Here is a 13,981-nt window from a genome sequence, read left to right as displayed (position 1 = left end):
CTCTCTATTTGCGCAAAAAGCGAGCAAGTCTACACCCCTCGGCGGGGCAGGACAAAACTCAGCAGAAACAGGGCGGCGGCCGTGACCACAATTGACGGCCCGGCCGGCGTGTCCTTGAACCAGGACAACGCCAGGCCCCCACAAACGGCGAGCATCCCCAGCAGGCTGGCGCCGATGGCCATCTGCTCGGGTGAGCGGGCGTGGCGCTGGGCGGCGGCGGCTGGGATGATCAGCAGCGATGTGATCAACAATACGCCGACAATCTTCATCGCGACAGCAATCACCACGGCGATCAACAACATCAGCGCCATGCGCAGGGTCGGCACGGGCAGCCCTTCCACCGTGGCCAGCTCTTCATGCACGGTGATCGCCAGCAGCGGACGCCACAGGGCGACCAGCAACACCAGCACGACGGCGCTGCCGCCGAGGATCCAGGCAAGGTCGGTCGGGCTGATCGCCAGCAGATCACCGAACAGGTAGGCCATCAGGTCGATGCGCACTTCATGCATGAAGCTGAGCACCACCAGCCCCAGCGACAGTGTGCTGGGCGCCAGGATGCCCAGCAGCGTGTCGGAGGCCAGCGGCTGGCGCTGCTGCAGGGTCACCAGCAGCACCGCCAGCAGCAGGCAGCCTACGGTCACGGCGATAGTCGGGCTTACATCCAGCAAAAAGCCCATGGCCACGCCCAGCAGCGCGGCGTGGGACAGGGTGTCGCCGAAATAGGCCATGCGTCGCCAGACCACGAACGAGCCCAGTGGGCCCGCCACCAGCGCTAAAGCCAAGCCTGCCAGCAGGGCGTAGAGCAGAAAATCAGCCATGCTTGCAGCTATCTCCGTGAACGTGGGTGTGAGGTGCGGTGGGGTCGTCGACCACGGCGCCATGCAGGTCATGGGCGTGGTCGTGATGGTGGTGGTAGATCGCCAGGCTCTGAGCATTCTTGCCGAACAACTCGACGAACGCCGGGTCGCCGCTGACCTGTTCCGGGTGACCTGAGCAGCAGACGTGGCGATTCAGGCACACCACCTGGTCGGTGGTGCTCATTACCAGGTGCAGGTCGTGGGAGACCATCAGCACGCCGCAGCCATGGCGGTCGCGCAGGCGGGTGATCAGGCTGTACAGCTCGGCCTGGCCGGCCACGTCGACGCCTTGCACGGGCTCATCGAGTACCAGCAGTTCCGGCTCGCGCAGCAGGGCGCGGGCCAGCAGCACGCGCTGCATCTCGCCACCGGAGATGCTCTGCACGGGGCTGTCGATGACTTGTTCGGCGCCGACTTCCTTGAGCGCGGCCTGGGCGCGAGTGCGATCCACGCCGGGCACCAGGCGCAGAAAGCGCAGGACCGACAGCGGCAAGGTCGGATCCACGTGCAGTTTCTGCGGCATGTAGCCGACGCGCAGCTTGGGCTTGCGCCACACGCTACCGGTGTCGGGCTTGAGCAGGCCGAGCACGGCGCGCACCAGGGTAGTCTTGCCGGCGCCATTCGGGCCGATCAGCGTGACGATCTGTCCTGGTTCCACACTCAGCGCGATGTTATCCAGCACGTTTTGCCCGGCGAACGTGACCCCAACCTGCTCCAGGCGGATTAACGCGTTGCTCATCAAGCCCCCTGGCAGCCCGAGCAGAGACCGACCACTTCGACCGTCTGCCCTTCGACCTGGAAGCCGACGTCGGCGGAGCTCTTGATGATGGCGTCGCTGATGCTTTTTTGTTCAAGTTCGATGGCGGCGTGGCACTCGCGGCAGATCAGGAATTGGCCCTGATGCGCGTGTTCCGGGTGATTGCAGCCAACAAAGGCGTTGAGCGAGGCGATGCGGTGCACCAGGCCGTTTTCCAGCAGGAAATCCAGCGCGCGGTACACGGTAGGCGGCGCCGCGCGGCGACCGTCCTGCTCGCTGAGCACGCCAAGGATGTCGTAGGCGCCGAGCGGCTTGTGGCTTTGCCACACCAGCTCCAGCACCCGGCGACGCAAGGCAGTCAGGCGCAGGCCCTTCTGTGTGCACAGGGTATCGGCCTCCGACAGCGCGGTATGCACGCAGTGAGAGTGGTCGTGGGGACGGCTGGCAAGCGGTGTTTTAGGCATGAGCGGCGACAGATATTTGATAGAGACGTTATTATGTTACCCGTTCCTACGCCATTGAGTGGTCATCGTGTCCCGACTTTTTCCCGTTTTTGTCGTATTTGTCACCAGTTTGTTCATTACCGCTACCGCTCAGGCCGAGGTCAAGGTGCTGACCAGCATCAAGCCGTTGCAGTTGATTGCCGCGGCTGTGCAGGACGGCGTGGCGATTCCGGAGGTGCTGCTGCCGCCGGGTGCCTCGCCGCATAACTATGCCTTGCGCCCATCCGACGTACGGCGCGTGCAGTCGGTGGACCTGCTCTACTGGATTGGTCCGGATATGGAGAGTTTCCTGCCCCGCGTGCTCAAAGGTCGTACGGCGCCGACGGTCGCGGTACAAGACCTGCCGGGCATGAAACTGCGCCGTTTCGCCGAAGATAGCCATTCGCACGCCGACGATGCCGACGAACATGACCACGATCACCGTCCAGGCAGCCTGGATGCCCACCTGTGGCTGTCGACGGTCAACGCACGGGTGATCGCCGCGCGCATGGCGACTGACCTCAGCGCCGCCGATCCGGAAAATGCCGCGCGTTACCAGAGCAACGTGAAGGCCTTCGACGAGCGCCTGGACGCCCTGGACGCGCGCTTGAAAGCCCGCCTGGCGCCAATCGGCAACAAGCCTTACTTCGTGTTCCACGAAGCCTTTGATTATTTCGAAGAGGCCTACGGTCTCAAGCATGCCGGCGTGTTCAGCGTGGCCGCCGAGGTTCAGCCGGGTGCCCAGCATGTGGCGGCGATGCGCACGCGCCTGCAGGAAGTGGGCAAGACGTGCGTGTTCAGTGAGCCGCCGTTGCGTCCGCGACTGGCTGAAACGCTGGTCGCCGGCCTGCCGGTGAAGCTGGCGGAGTTGGATGCGCTGGGTGGTTACACGCCGGCTACCGCCCAGGGTTACGAGCAGGTGCTGGAGAAGTTGGGGAATGACTTGGCGGGGTGCCTGGAGTCGCTCTGACCGCTGCACCGATCTCCTGTGGGAGCTGGCTTGCTCCCACAGTGACCGAGTAGATCTTTAAAGCGCGAACGGCAGGTGAACGGTGACCTGCTGACGCTGCGCCAGCCGGTGCTCGAACTCCGCCGGGTCGTGGATCAGCACATCTTGGCCTGCGAACGACTCAGCGGCGATCAGGCGGGACAGCCAGAAGCGTACACACGCTACCCGCAGCATGGTCGGCCACAGCTCCGCTTCCTTGGCCGTGAACGGTCGCAGGCCCGCATAGGCGCCCAGCAGTGCGCGCGCACGTTGCCCATCAATCACGCCGTCCACGTCCGAACACCAGTCATTCAGCGCGATCGCCACGTCGTACAGCATCGGGCCCGAGCAGGCGTTGTAGAAGTCGATCAGGCCGGTCAGGTGCGTGCCTTCGAACATCGCATTGTCGCGGAACAGGTCGGCGTGAACGTTGGCGCGCGGCAGGGCAAGGATGTCGGCCTTGTGGGCTTCGATCTCGGTCAATGCCGCTTGCAGCAGCTGCTGTTGTGCCTCGTTCAAGTGCGAAATCAGCTGCGCACCTTCGCTGAGCATCCAGTCCAGCCCGCGATCGGTCTTGCGCTCCAGCACTTTCTCGCCTTGCGTGGCCAGGTGCAGATGGCCGAGCAGGTCGCCGACCTGGGCGCAATGCTGGGCGTTGGCGTCCTTGATGTGCTTGCCGGCCAGGCGCGGTTGTAACAGCGCCGGTTTGCCTTTCAGCTCGCGCAACGCGACGCCGTCGGTGGTGCGCAAGGCGTAAGGCACCGGCAGGTCGGCGTCGTGGAGCACGTCGAGCAGCTCGATGAAGAATGGCATTTCTGCGACGGGGCCGCGCTCAACCAGGGTCAGGACGAATTCGCCCTGTTCCAGGCTGATAAAGAAATTGGTGTTTTCGCTACCAGCGGCAATCCCCTGGAAGTCAAGCAGGCGGCCGAGCCCGTAAGGGGCGAGAAAGGTTTCCAGCTCGGGCCGAGCCAGGGGGGTGAACACAGACATGGTTAAAACTGCCAGTACGGGCGCCGCAGTGCGCGGCGCCAATTTAAGTTAAGAAATCATTTCCATTCGAAGATCTTCCATGACGGGATCAGCATATCCGGCTGGTCAGAGCGGATGAAGTTCGCGTCGGTTCCGTCCGCGCGTACCAGGAAGTACGGTGGTGCCCCCTTTACGGTCACCTTGATTGCGTACAGGAAACCGTTTTGGCGGTACTCCTGGATAGTCCGGTCGCCTTCCGTGCGAATGGTAACGTCCGGATCCCCGGAAGGGGCGCTGTCTGCCGCCATGGCAGCCATCGGAGCGAGTGCAATCAAGCCAGTCAACAGCAGGCGATTGAATGTACGCATGATAACCTTGTCCCTTTGTCGTCATTGGTCCGGCTATTCTAGCGCCTGACCCGCCGAAAAGGTTGATCCTGCTCATGAGCCAAGCCCCCCTCGTCCTGGTGGACGGTTCTTCTTATCTGTACCGCGCCTTCCACGCGCTGCCACCGCTGACCACCTCCAAAGGCCTGCCGACCGGTGCGGTCAAGGGCGTGTTGAACATGCTCAAAAGCCTGCGCAAGCAGTACCCGGACAGCCCGTTCGCGGTGGTGTTCGACGCCAAGGGTGGGACCTTTCGCGATGAGATGTATGCCGAATACAAGGCCAACCGCCCGAGCATGCCCGATGACATGCGCCTGCAAATCGAGCCTCTGCACCAGAGCGTGATCGCGCTGGGCTTCCCGTTGCTGTGCGTCGAGGGCGTCGAGGCCGATGACGTGATCGGCACGTTGGCCCGCAGCAGCGCGGCCGCCAGCCGCCCGGTGGTGATTTCTACCGGTGACAAGGACATGGCCCAGCTGGTGGACGGGCACATTACCTTGGTCAACACCATGACCGGTAGTTCGATGGACATCGAGGGCGTAAAGGAGAAATTCGGCGTCGCTCCGGAGCAGATCATCGACTATCTGGCGTTGATGGGCGATTCGTCCGACAACATTCCGGGCGTCCCGGGCATTGGTCCGAAGACCGCTTCCGGCCTGTTGGTAGGCGTGAATGGCGGCCTCAAAGAGCTGTATGAGCAGCTGGATATCGTGCCGACCCTGCCGATCCGTGGCGCCAAGACGTTGCCGGCCAAGCTCGAGGAGCACCGCGAGATGGCGTTCCTGTCCTATCAACTGGCAACGATCAAGGTCGATGTGCCGCTGGACGTGGGCCTGGATGATTTGCACCTGATCGAGCCGGATCGCGAAAAACTGCTGGAGCTGTACACCCTGCTGGAGTTCAAGAGCTGGATCGACGAGATTCAGCGCGATGCCAAGCGCGTGGAGCTCAAGGCTTCCGCCGACGTGGTGCCTGCCGCCGCTGATCTTCTCGAAGCGATGCCTGCGGCGCCCGTAGAAACGAACTACACCACGATCCTCGACCAGGCGACCTTCGACACCTGGTTGAAGAAGCTCAATGCTGCAAAATTGTTCGCGTTCGACACCGAGACCACCGGGATCGATGCCCAGCAAGCGCAGCTGGTCGGGGTGTCCTTCGCTGTAGAGCCTCACGAAGCTGCCTACATCCCGCTGACGCATTCCTACATCGGTGCGCCACAGCAACTGGACCGCGACACCGTGTTGCTGGCGTTGAAGCCACTGCTGGAGGACCCGACCAAGCTCAAGGTCGGCCAGCACGCCAAGTTCGACATGAACATCCTGGCCAACTGCGCCATCGGCGGCGACCCCGCCCAGGGCATTACCGTGCGAGGTATTGCCTTCGACACCATGCTTGAGTCCTACGTGCTGAACTCCACTGCGACCCGGCACGACATGGACAGCCTGGCGAAGAAGTACCTGGACTACGACACCGTCAGCTTCCAGGACATCGCCGGCAAGGGCGCCAAGCAGTTGACCTTCGACCAGATCCCGCTGGAGCAGGCGGGCCCTTATGCCGCCGAAGACGCCGACGTGACGCTGCGCTTGCATCGGGCCCTGCACGCGCAACTGGCGGCCATCCCGAGCCTGGCCAGTGTGCTGACGGATATCGAAATCCCGTTGGTGCCGGTGCTGGCGCGTATCGAGCGCCAGGGCGCGCTGGTGGACAAGGATCTGCTGGGCATCCAGAGCATTGAGCTGGGCGACAAGATGGTCGAGCTGGAACGCCAGGCGTTCGAGATTGCCGGTGAGGCGTTCAACCTGGGATCGCCTAAGCAGCTCGGCGCGATTCTCTACGAGAAACTCGGCCTGCCGGTGCTGAAGAAGACCGGTAAGGGCCAGGCGTCCACGGCTGAAGAAGTGTTGGCCAAGTTGGCCGAAGATGACTTCCTGTTGCCCAAGGTCCTGATGCAGTACCGCAGCATGAGCAAGCTGAAAAGCACCTACACCGACCGTCTGCCAGAGCAGATCAACCCGCGTACCGGGCGCATTCACACGTCTTATCATCAGGCCGTGGCCGCGACCGGGCGTTTGTCGTCCAGCGACCCGAACCTGCAGAACATCCCCGTGCGCACCGCCGAAGGACGGCGGATCCGCCAGGCGTTTGTCGCGCCCAAGGGCTACAAACTGCTGGCGGCGGACTATTCGCAGATCGAACTGCGGATCATGGCGCACCTGTCCAAGGACGAGGGGCTGATGAATGCGTTCCGCAACGACCTGGACGTGCACACTGCGACGGCGGCTGAAGTGTTCAAGGTTGAACTGGCACAGGTCACGTCCAACCAGCGTCGCAGTGCCAAGGCGATCAACTTCGGCCTGATCTACGGCATGGGCGCGCAGAAGCTCGGCAAGGACATCGGCGTCGACACCAAGACCGCCAAGGCCTATATCGATGTGTACTTTGCCCGCTATCCGGGCGTGCGCGAGTACATGGAGCGCACGCGTGCCCAGGCTGCCGACCAGGGCTACGTGGAAACCTTCTTCGGTCGCCGGCTGTACCTGCCGGATATCAATTCCAACAAGCCCCAGGAGCGCGCGGCCGCCGAACGCACGGCGATCAACGCGCCGATGCAGGGCACGGCGGCAGACATCATCAAGAAGGCCATGGTGCTGGTGGATAACTGGCTGACCGAATCGGGCCTGGATGCCAAGGTCATCCTGCAGGTGCACGATGAATTGGTGCTGGAGGTGCGTGAGGACCTGGTGGCAGCCGTCAGCGAGAAGATCCGCGAGTACATGAGCGCGGCGGCGCAATTGGATGTGCCGTTGGTCGTGGACGTAGGCGTGGGCGATAACTGGGACGAGGCCCACTGATTTCGGGCCTTTGCCGCCACCCGAGGTGGTGGCAGAGTGCTTTAGTCCAGAAAACGCCGTGGGTTATTACCAATAGTTTTTTGAACGTGCCGGAACTTAACCCATGAAATGCAACTCAGAGTTACTGAATGGGTGGTGAAGCCCTTCAATGCTCCTATGTTGTGTTAAGTGTTGGCAGATATCTGGACCCCGCCCTAGCGGTCCGGAACTTGAACCCCGAACTTCCCCTCCCCATACGAAGTCCGGGGTTTTTTTTGCCCGCAGAAAAGTTATTCCGCGAGTTCCGCGCTCTTGTCAGCCAATTCCATCCAGCCCGCCAGCACGGTGTAAGCCTCTTCGAGGCCCATGCGCTTGGGCGCCGAGAACAGCTGGATGGTGATCGCATCGCCCCAACCCTTACGGATTTCGGACTGCACCTTAAGCAGCGTGTTCTTGGCTGCGCCATAGGTAAGCTTGTCGGCCTTAGTCAGCAGGATGTGCATCGGCATGCCGCTGGCGACGGCCCAATCGAGCATCAGCAAATCGAAGTCGGTCATTGGATGACGGATGTCCATCATCAGGATCAAGCCTTTCAAACTCTCCCGGCCACCCAGGTAAGCCTCCAGGTGACGCTGCCAGTGCAGCTTCAGCGGGATAGGTACTTTTGCGTAACCGTAGCCCGGCAGGTCGACCAGACGCCGATCATCGTCTAGCTTGAAGAAATTGAGCAGCTGCGTGCGGCCCGGGGTTTTCGAGGTGCGCGCCAGGCTGGCATGGGTCAGGGTGTTCAGGGCGCTGGATTTGCCGGCGTTGGAACGACCGGCAAAGGCGACTTCAAAACCTTCGTCATCGGGGCATTGGTCAACTTTGGCGGCGCTGAGCATGAAGGTGGACTGTTGGCACAGGCCGAGGATGGGGTTCTTGAGTTGCATGAGATTTCCGATGTGGGCGGTGCCGAGAAAGGGTGCGGCAAGCGGTGTCGTTTCCGTTTCAGTAGCGCCAGTATATAATGCCGCAGATTTTGTGTGTGCTTTGTCCCAGCGAAGGATGAAGTTCACGGGAGCGAAAGACCTTCATTGCGCATTAGAACGCAAAACGCTCTCAAACCCTGAAAAGGTCGATGTATGACCAGATGGTTGCTCGCTTTCGGCGTCCTGATTCCGCTTTTCGGCGCTCAGGCTACACAGGATCCGGAAGCGGTGTACAACCGAGTTTGCGTGGCTTGCCATGCCGGCCAGCTGCCGAACGCCCCCAAGCGGGGTGACCAGGCAGCCTGGGCGCCAAGACTGGCGCAGGGCATGGACACGCTGGTGCAGCACGTAGACCAGGGTTTCAAGGCAATGCCGCCGCGTGGTTTGTGCATGGACTGCAGTACTGAGGATTACCAGGCCGTCATTGAGTTGATGGTGAGTAAACCCGGTAGATAACTCTTAAACCCTTAGCCGTAGTTGGATTAGCTGATGAACAAACTGATCGTGAGTCTGCTGTTGACCTTGGGCGTCACCGGTGTTGCCTTTGCTGCAGAGGGCCCCCTTAAAGGTGATGCCACTGCCGGCCAAGCGAAAGCTGCCGTGTGTGGTGCCTGCCATGGACCGGACGGTAACAGCCCGGCTCCGAACTTCCCCAAACTGGCCGGCCAGGGCGAACGTTACCTGACCAAGCAGATGCACGACATCAAGGATGGCAAGCGCACGGTACTGGAAATGACCGGCTTGCTAACCAACCTCAGCGACCAGGACCTGGCAGACATCGCGGCGTATTTTGCCAGCCAGAAAGGCAGTGTGGGAGCTGCCGATCCGAAATTGGTCGAAAAAGGCCAAGCATTGTTTCGCGGCGGCAAGCTCGCTGAAGACCAGCCTATCGGCGGCATGCCCGCCTGCAAGGCGTGCCACATTCCGGACGGCGGCGGCCTCGCCGCTGCAGGCTTTCCTCACCTGAGTGGCCAGCATGCTCAATACACGGCCAAGCAGCTGAAGGATTTCCGCGAAAAAGTGCGCTACATCGACGGCGATGCCGGCAACAAAATGATGACCGACATCGCGGCCAAGCTCTCGGACAAAGATATCGAAGCGCTGTCCAGCTACATTCAGGGTCTGCACTGATCAGCCTGGCAACGTTAACACTCGATTAATCCCGTGATGCAAGCATAAAAAGGGTGGCCCAGGCCGCCCTTTTTTGTGGCCGGTGCCGTTACACTAACGAACTCATGCCCGCGTAGACCTGTCACAACAAAGGTCGCGTGAGGCGACTTTATTTGTCCAGGAGTAAAGCATGCGTAATCTGATCCTCAGCGCCGCTCTCGTCACTGCCAGCCTCTTCGGCATGACCGCACAAGCTGCCGACGTGCCGCTTGAAGCCGGTAAAACCTACGTTGAATTGGCCAACCCTGTACCCGTATCGGTACCCGGCAAGATCGAAGTGGTGGAGCTGTTCTGGTACGGCTGCCCGCATTGCTACGCATTTGAACCGACCATCAACCCATGGGTTGAGAAGTTGCCTAAGGACGTGAACTTCAAGCGTATCCCCGCCATGTTCGGCGGCCCATGGGATGCCCACGGCCAACTGTTCCTGACCCTGGAAGCCATGGGTGTCGAGCACAAGGTGCATAACGCGGTATTCGACGCGATCCAGAAACAAGGCAAGCGCCTGACCAAGCCGGACGAAATGGCTGACTTCGTTGCCACCCAGGGTGTCGACAAGGACAAGTTCCTCGCCACCTTCAACTCCTTCGCCATCCAGGGCCAGATCAAGCAGGCCAAGGAACTCGCGCAGAAGTATGGTGTGCAAGGCGTACCGACCATGATCGTCAACGGCAAATACCGCTTCGACCTGGGCACTACCGGTGGTCCTGAACAGACCCTCAACGTTGCCGACCAGCTGATCGCCAAAGAGCGCGCAGCCAAGTAAGGGGCCCGCCATGCGCCGCTGGGGTACCGAACGCGTTGTTGGCCTGCATGACCCGCAGGTCAACGAACATCACCTGGAATCCACAGGCCTGCCGGCAGACAGCCGCTTGCGCCTGCTCAGCTTCAATATCCAGGTGGGGATCAGTACCGAGAAATACCGGCACTACCTGACCCGTGGCTGGCAGCATCTGCTGCCGCACAATGGGCGTGCCGGCAACCTGCAGAAGATCGGCAACCTGTTGCATGACTTCGACCTGGTTGCCCTGCAGGAAGCCGACGGTGGCAGCATGCGCTCCGGCTACATCAACCAGGTCGAGCACCTGGCCCAGCTCGGTGCCTTCCCCTACTGGTATCAGCAACTCAACCGCAACCTGGGGCGCCTGGCGCAGCACAGCAATGGCGTGCTCAGTCGCTTGAAACCATCCGCCATCGAAGATCATCCGCTGCCGGGCCCCAAGGGGCGCGGGGCGATTCTCGTGCGTTTTGGCGAAGGGCCTGAGGCCTTGGTGGTGGTGATGATGCACCTGGCGTTGGGTGCACGCACTCGCACGATGCAGCTGGCCTACATCCGCGAGTTGATTGGCAATTACAAACACCAGGTGTTGATGGGTGACATGAACACCCATGCCAACGACCTGCTACAGAATTCTCCGTTGCGCGACCTTGGGCTACTGGCACCGCAAGCCGAAGCCACGTTCCCCAGCTGGCGCCCGCAACGCTGTCTTGACCATATCCTGCTCAGCCCGACCCTCACGCTGGAAAGCGTGAAGGTGCTGGCGCAGCCCATCTCCGATCACCTGCCGGTCGCGGTAGAGATTCGTCTGCCGGGCTCGCTCACGGCTGATGCATTGCCCGCGTTGAGCCCCGGCCCTCGCGGACCCCTTGCATGAGCGACGACGCCCAGCGCTGGAAAGAAAAATACCTGAAGAGTATCGAGCAACAAGAAAAGCTCGAACGCCGCTGGGCTGCGCGCCTCGACCTGTTGCGCCGTGGGCTGGTGCGCAGCACGCTGGCCGCTGAAGGCACCGACCGTGCGGTCGATCAATGCATGAAGGAAATGCGCGACGTTGTCCGTAGCGATGATATGGACGCGGCCCTCGCGGCCTTGCTGCCGCGCCTGGAAAAAGCCGTGCTGGATTCGGAGCAGCGCCGCGAAACCCGGGTGGACCAGATGAGCACTGCGCTGACCTCCCTGGTCGCGCAGTTGCAAAAGCTGCCACTGCCGCGTGAGGTCGCACGCCCGCTGAAGACCTTCGCCAAGCAGTTGGACGGGCGTGTCAGCCAGGCCCGTGAGATCCCCTTGCTGCTCAGCGAGCTGAGCAACTTGCAAGGGCAGGCGCTGGATAATCTGGAACCGGACGGCGAGACCACGCGCCCAGGTCCCGGGTTGTTGCAGCGCCTGTTCGGCGCCAAGGAGACGGCCAACGAAGCGGCGGCCAGCGAGCCGGCCCCGCCGCCTGTTGCAGCCAAGCCGGTCGCCGTGGCTCAGGAGCCCGAGCAATCCGAGGAACTCACCCAGGCCTTGCGGGCCTTTGCGCCACAGCCGCAAGAGGCGGTTGCCCCGCCCCCTGAACCCGTCGCGCCGGCCAGCGTTGTCGAGGCGCCCAGTGAGACGTTGGCCTTCGGGGCCCCGCCTGAGGCGCCGCCCGTTGACGCGCCCGTGGTGCCCAGGGAGCCCGAGTCGCAGAGCGAAGAACCCGCTCCCGAAAGCGCCCTCGCGGCTTTTATCGACGTGCCATCGGATGAGGTCGAGGCGCCGGACGAAACCACTATCGGCAGTCTGTCGCTGCCGCCTGTGCTGGAGCCCGACGAGCCCGATCCCGACGAGTTGCAAGCGGATGCCGCCTATTCCCTGCCGGACTCGCCGGAGCCGTCCTATAGCTCCGTCGCCAAACATATTGAAGACACCCTGCTCGGCCTGCTCGAAGACCTGTCCTTGCCCGAGCGCCACAGGCCCCAGGCCGAAGCCATGCGTGAGCGCCTGGCCCATGGCCTGAACTGGTACGAACTGCTACCGATTCTCGATGATCTGGCCGTGCTGATGCTGGCGATCACCGACAGCGGCCAGCATGAGTTCGAGGCGTACCTCAAGCAGCTCAACGAGCGCCTCGAAGCCTTCCAGGGGCATTTGCAGGTCGCCAGCGACGGGCATGCAGACAGCCGATCCGCTGCCCGTGAGCTGGACACGCAGATTCGCGAACAGGTCGACGGCTTGCAAAGCAGTGTGCAGGACGCCGCCGACCTCGACAGCCTCAAGCACGTGCTGGAAAGCCACCTCGAAGGCTTGCTCGGCACCATGGACGAGCACCAGCAGCAACGCGACCAGCGCGAGCAGGAAGTGGCCGCGCGCTTGAAAGGGCTGGCCGAGCGGGTCGCCAATATGGAGCAGGAGGCCCAGGGCTATCGCGAACACCTGGAGGTGCAACGCCAGAAGGCCTTGATCGATCCACTCACCGGCCTGCCTAACCGCGCAGCCTGGAGCGAGCGCCTCGATCTGGAGGTCAACCTCTGGCACCAGCGCGGCAACAACCTGTCGTTGGCGATGCTCGACCTGGATCACTTCAAGCGCATCAACGATGGCTACGGCCATCTGGCCGGCGACAAGGTGCTGAAGATCATCGCCAACGTGCTGCGCAAGCGCCTGCGGCCGAACGATTTTATCGCACGCTTTGGCGGAGAAGAGTTTGTGTTGCTGATGCCGGACTCCTCATTGGCACAGGCCGTGGCGGCAGGCGATGCGTTGCGCGCAGCGATTGAGGCGTGCCCGTTTCACTTCAAGGGCGAGCCGGTGACGATCACCGTGTCCATGGGCGTCGCGCAGTTCCAGGCGGGCGAGCGCAGTGACCTGGCACTCAAGCGTGCGGATGCGGCGTTGTACCGGGCCAAGGCTGCGGGGCGCAACCAGGTGCAGGCGGCGTAAAAGATGTTCCATTTTGTAATTTGACCGCCGAGCCACAAACGGTACGTTACACTGTTGCATTATCGTCTTCAGCGTAATGCCTTCTGCCATGAAATCCCTGTACTTCGCCTTTTTGTTCCTTTTACTCGCGGGCTGCGCCAGTGGCCCGCGCCTGGACACCACTCACCCCTCGGTGAACCACGATAACCGCGTGCAGTTCGTGGTTGTCCACTACACCTCGACCGGCCTTGAACGCTCCCTGGCACTGCTCACCCACGGCCAGGTCAGCAGCCATTACCTGATCGGCGATGACGCCTCTGCCACCATCTACAAGCTGGTCGACGAGAGCCAGCGCGCATGGCATGCCGGGGAAAGCGAGTGGATGGGCCGGACCTGGCTCAACTCCAGTTCAATCGGTATTGAAATCGTGAACCCCGGCTACAAGGACACACCGACCGGTCGCCTGTGGTACCCCTACTCCGAAGCCCAGGTGAAATCGCTGGTGGTGTTGCTCAAGGACATCAGCAAGCGCAATGGCATCGACCCCAAGAACATCATTGGCCACAGCGACATCGCGCCGCTGCGCAAGCTGGATCCGGGTCCGCTGTTCCCGTGGAAGCGACTCGCCGCTGAAGGGTTGGGGGTCTGGCCGGACGCGCAGGCTGTTGCCCGATTCCAGGTGCAGTACGCCGCGGATCTACCGAGTATCACGTGGTTCCAGGAAGAGCTGGCGCGCCTGGGCTACCAGACACCGCAGACCGGCGAGCTGGATGTCGCCACGCGGCATGTGATCGCGGCATTCCAGATGCACTTCAGGCCATCGCTGTTTGATGGCACACCGGACGCCGAAAGTGCTGCGATCCTGCGGGCCTTGAACCGCAGTTAAGGTGTTAACCGATTCAA

Annotated in this window: 14 protein-coding genes; 8 read left to right on the top strand and 6 right to left on the bottom strand. The window is 62.0% G+C overall.

Translation table 11 applies throughout. The annotated features are described in order from the left end of the window. Positions 1-29 precede the first annotated feature (29 nt). Genes znuB through C9990_RS31065 form a run of 3 tightly spaced genes read right to left on the bottom strand, consistent with a single transcriptional unit; the run spans position 30 to position 2,078 of the window. A complete protein-coding gene (znuB, locus tag C9990_RS31075; protein WP_065902807.1) occupies positions 30-818 on the bottom strand; it encodes a zinc ABC transporter permease subunit ZnuB in 789 nt (262 codons plus the stop codon). Then, complete coding sequence (znuC, locus tag C9990_RS31070) at positions 811-1,596, bottom strand: zinc ABC transporter ATP-binding protein ZnuC (protein WP_065902810.1); 786 nt, start codon at positions 1,594-1,596, stop codon at positions 811-813. The genes znuB and znuC overlap by 8 nt, the downstream gene beginning before the upstream one ends. Further along, positions 1,596-2,078, bottom strand: coding sequence for a Fur family transcriptional regulator (locus C9990_RS31065; RefSeq protein ID WP_065902812.1), 483 nt, complete (start codon positions 2,076-2,078; stop codon positions 1,596-1,598). The genes znuC and C9990_RS31065 overlap by 1 nt, the downstream gene beginning before the upstream one ends. A gap of 58 nt (positions 2,079-2,136) precedes the next feature. Between C9990_RS31065 and C9990_RS31060 the strand changes: the two genes are divergently transcribed. Next, positions 2,137-3,066, top strand: coding sequence for a zinc ABC transporter substrate-binding protein ZnuA (locus C9990_RS31060; protein ID WP_065902814.1), 930 nt, complete (start codon positions 2,137-2,139; stop codon positions 3,064-3,066). Between the two features lie 57 nt (positions 3,067-3,123). Here the strand turns inward: C9990_RS31060 and C9990_RS31055 are convergent, their stop codons facing one another. Together C9990_RS31055 and C9990_RS31050 are read right to left on the bottom strand one after the other, a co-directional pair. Beyond that, the gene (locus C9990_RS31055) at positions 3,124-4,077 is read right to left on the bottom strand and encodes a homoserine kinase (protein ID WP_106805534.1); all 954 of its coding nucleotides are present in this window, start codon (positions 4,075-4,077) and stop codon (positions 3,124-3,126) included. 56 nt (positions 4,078-4,133) lie between these two features. Continuing rightward, entirely contained in the window at positions 4,134-4,424 is a 291-nt protein-coding gene (locus C9990_RS31050; RefSeq protein ID WP_065902818.1) for a DUF2782 domain-containing protein, read from the bottom strand. Positions 4,425-4,498: 74 nt separating this feature from the next. Here C9990_RS31050 and polA point away from each other — a divergent pair, with 74 nt between their 5' ends. Next, a complete protein-coding gene (polA, locus tag C9990_RS31045; protein ID WP_106805533.1) occupies positions 4,499-7,294 on the top strand; it encodes a DNA polymerase I in 2,796 nt (931 codons plus the stop codon). A 269-nt stretch (positions 7,295-7,563) separates the two neighbouring features. On the opposite strand, the gene yihA is transcribed toward polA, so the two are convergent. After that, entirely contained in the window at positions 7,564-8,205 is a 642-nt protein-coding gene (gene yihA, locus C9990_RS31040) for a ribosome biogenesis GTP-binding protein YihA/YsxC (protein WP_106805532.1), read from the bottom strand. A 192-nt stretch (positions 8,206-8,397) separates the two neighbouring features. Here yihA and C9990_RS31035 point away from each other — a divergent pair, with 192 nt between their 5' ends. The 6 genes from C9990_RS31035 to C9990_RS31005 all read left to right on the top strand — a co-directional run bounded on the left by C9990_RS31035 (position 8,398) and on the right by C9990_RS31005 (position 13,964). Further along, positions 8,398-8,700: a cytochrome c5 family protein gene (locus C9990_RS31035; RefSeq protein WP_065902820.1), complete on the top strand. Its 303-nt coding sequence runs from the start codon at positions 8,398-8,400 to the stop codon at positions 8,698-8,700. A gap of 33 nt (positions 8,701-8,733) precedes the next feature. Next, entirely contained in the window at positions 8,734-9,375 is a 642-nt protein-coding gene (locus tag C9990_RS31030; protein ID WP_065902821.1) for a cytochrome c, read from the top strand. Positions 9,376-9,544: 169 nt separating this feature from the next. Further along, on the top strand, positions 9,545-10,180 hold the full coding sequence (gene dsbA, locus C9990_RS31020; RefSeq protein ID WP_078826720.1) for a thiol:disulfide interchange protein DsbA: 636 nt from the start codon (positions 9,545-9,547) through the stop codon (positions 10,178-10,180). Between the two features lie 10 nt (positions 10,181-10,190). Next, positions 10,191-11,069 (top strand): endonuclease/exonuclease/phosphatase family protein, encoded by an 879-nt coding sequence (locus tag C9990_RS31015; RefSeq protein ID WP_065902826.1) that lies wholly within the window; start codon positions 10,191-10,193, stop codon positions 11,067-11,069. Further along, complete coding sequence (locus tag C9990_RS31010) at positions 11,066-13,099, top strand: GGDEF domain-containing protein (RefSeq protein ID WP_106805531.1); 2,034 nt, start codon at positions 11,066-11,068, stop codon at positions 13,097-13,099. Before C9990_RS31015 ends, C9990_RS31010 begins: the two co-directional genes overlap by 4 nt. 88 nt (positions 13,100-13,187) lie before the next feature. After that, positions 13,188-13,964, top strand: a complete 777-nt coding sequence (locus tag C9990_RS31005; RefSeq protein WP_106805530.1) for an N-acetylmuramoyl-L-alanine amidase — start codon at positions 13,188-13,190, stop codon at positions 13,962-13,964. The last annotated feature ends 17 nt before the right edge of the window (positions 13,965-13,981 follow it).

The organism is Pseudomonas sp. S5D5, from assembly GCF_003013355.1.
In the GTDB taxonomy this organism is placed as follows: Bacteria; Pseudomonadota; Gammaproteobacteria; order Pseudomonadales; family Pseudomonadaceae; genus Aquipseudomonas; species Aquipseudomonas aylmerensis.
The sequence above is the reverse complement of the archived record's forward strand: the minus strand, read 5'-3'. Positions and strand labels throughout refer to the sequence as shown.

Excerpts from the sequence above, each read along its gene's own strand:
- yihA (WP_106805532.1), bottom strand. The coding sequence starts at position 8,205 with ATGCAACTCAAGAACCCCATCCTCGGCCTGTGCCAACAGTCCACCTTC.
- polA (WP_106805533.1), top strand. The coding sequence starts at position 4,499 with ATGAGCCAAGCCCCCCTCGTCCTGGTGGACGGTTCTTCTTATCTGTAC.
- C9990_RS31015 (WP_065902826.1), top strand. The coding sequence starts at position 10,191 with ATGCGCCGCTGGGGTACCGAACGCGTTGTTGGCCTGCATGACCCGCAG.
- dsbA (WP_078826720.1), top strand. The coding sequence starts at position 9,545 with ATGCGTAATCTGATCCTCAGCGCCGCTCTCGTCACTGCCAGCCTCTTC.
- C9990_RS31035 (WP_065902820.1), top strand. The coding sequence starts at position 8,398 with ATGACCAGATGGTTGCTCGCTTTCGGCGTCCTGATTCCGCTTTTCGGC.
- C9990_RS31065 (WP_065902812.1), bottom strand. The coding sequence starts at position 2,078 with ATGCCTAAAACACCGCTTGCCAGCCGTCCCCACGACCACTCTCACTGC.
- C9990_RS31005 (WP_106805530.1), top strand. The coding sequence starts at position 13,188 with ATGAAATCCCTGTACTTCGCCTTTTTGTTCCTTTTACTCGCGGGCTGC.
- znuB (WP_065902807.1), bottom strand. The coding sequence starts at position 818 with ATGGCTGATTTTCTGCTCTACGCCCTGCTGGCAGGCTTGGCTTTAGCG.
- znuC (WP_065902810.1), bottom strand. The coding sequence starts at position 1,596 with ATGAGCAACGCGTTAATCCGCCTGGAGCAGGTTGGGGTCACGTTCGCC.
- C9990_RS31055 (WP_106805534.1), bottom strand. The coding sequence starts at position 4,077 with ATGTCTGTGTTCACCCCCCTGGCTCGGCCCGAGCTGGAAACCTTTCTC.
- C9990_RS31010 (WP_106805531.1), top strand. The coding sequence starts at position 11,066 with ATGAGCGACGACGCCCAGCGCTGGAAAGAAAAATACCTGAAGAGTATC.
- C9990_RS31030 (WP_065902821.1), top strand. The coding sequence starts at position 8,734 with ATGAACAAACTGATCGTGAGTCTGCTGTTGACCTTGGGCGTCACCGGT.
- C9990_RS31050 (WP_065902818.1), bottom strand. The coding sequence starts at position 4,424 with ATGCGTACATTCAATCGCCTGCTGTTGACTGGCTTGATTGCACTCGCT.